This is a genomic window from Endozoicomonas sp. ONNA2, from assembly GCF_024606365.1.
GTDB lineage: Bacteria > Pseudomonadota > Gammaproteobacteria > Pseudomonadales > Endozoicomonadaceae > Endozoicomonas.
In genome coordinates this window covers 1-1,232 of record NZ_JAHHPO010001066.1, presented here as the reverse complement: position 1 = coordinate 1,232, position 1,232 = coordinate 1, and the positions used below count along the sequence as shown (strand labels likewise).

The following is a 1,232-nucleotide window of genomic DNA, read 5'->3' as shown; positions in this document are numbered from 1 at the left end:
AGAGCGGCAAAGGACAAGCGAGGTCGGGAGCATGTTTATGAAATATCCGGGTTAGCGGGCCTGAAAGATTTTTTTCACACAACTACTGGATTCATTTCCTGTTGGAGATATAGGGTATCAGCCGTAATCCCCCCAACAAACCCCCCAACAACCCCGCAGGGAAAAGCCACGGTAGCAGCCCCGACAACAAATGCATCCCTGATACCCCCGGAAGCAGCCCCGAAAACCCCGGCAGAAGCTGCGACAGCAAGCCCGCCAACCGCGACAGTAGCGCCGACAGTAGCGCCGGCAGCAGCCCCGGCAGCAGTCCCGATATTTCTGGAAGCCCCGGTAGCAGCTGCGACAGCCCCGGCAACAGCCCCGGCAGTAATCAAGACGGTCGCACCAGCAATCATGATACCCCCGGCAACAGCCCCGTCAGTAGCCCCGACATTAGCCCATAAAGCAGCCCCAATGACAGCACCCGCGACAATAAACGCGGGGACGAACTTCACAATAGTTCGGCCAGCAAGTTTACTCGTTTTTTCCAAAAAAATGACCACACGCTCCTGCAATGGAATATTTTTTATCTCTTTTATCTTGTTATCAGTTAATTGATTTCTACAGACAGGGCATTTTTTTTGGTTGGAACTTTCCACCCATTTCCGCATGCATGATTTACCAAAAGCATGTCCGCATGTTAGCTTGATGCTTTTGTATTTTGTTGAGTCACAACATATTGAGTCATAACATATTGCACATTCAAGACCCTTAGCACTATTCATATCAAAACCGAACCATAAAAGGATTTTCAATAGAACATTGGATAATAATATTTGGTTTTGGTCCCCGGGGGATCCACTTCCAGAAGTTCCGTACATTGACATCCTCCCACAGCTAAAGCAGTGGGATTCCTCCAGCGAGACGGCTATGCCCAGCCGCAAGAATGTTCTTTGCTGCATTTAAATCACGCAGGTGTTCAGCTTCGCACTCTGAACAAGACCATTGCCTGGGCGGCCCCCCTATTCGCAAACCTGCTCTACCTTTCGGACTGCTGGACGGAATAGTGCCACAGCACGAGCAAGTTTGGGTGGAGGGGGCCGCCCAGGTTAGATTCGTTGACGACCTCGAACACAACTGATTGCGCTATCGCTTTGTACTTCAGTTGGTCTTTAAGCGTTCCCCAGCCAGCATCCAAAACAGATTTAGCCATTTTGGTTTTTACCAGGAGGCTGTCCGAGAATAGCGCCCGA

2 protein-coding genes and 2 pseudogenes are annotated in these 1,232 nt (G+C 50.4%); all 4 read right to left on the bottom strand.

The window, feature by feature from the left end:
* Positions 1 to 74 precede the first annotated feature (74 nt).
* A complete protein-coding gene (locus KDK14_RS18950; RefSeq protein WP_257266770.1) occupies positions 75 to 494 on the bottom strand; it encodes a hypothetical protein in 420 nt (139 codons plus the stop codon).
* Positions 495 to 611: 117 nt separating this feature from the next.
* Positions 612 to 764: pseudogene (locus KDK14_RS21885) on the bottom strand (RING finger domain-containing protein); the annotation flags it as partial.
* A 112-nt stretch (positions 765 to 876) separates the two neighbouring features.
* Complete coding sequence (locus tag KDK14_RS21880; RefSeq protein ID WP_373691116.1) at positions 877 to 1,116, bottom strand: zinc ribbon domain-containing protein; 240 nt, start codon at positions 1,114 to 1,116, stop codon at positions 877 to 879.
* Positions 1,019 to 1,232, bottom strand: a pseudogene (locus KDK14_RS18945) (hypothetical protein); the annotation flags it as partial. The pseudogene KDK14_RS18945 and the gene KDK14_RS21880, both read right to left, overlap by 98 nt.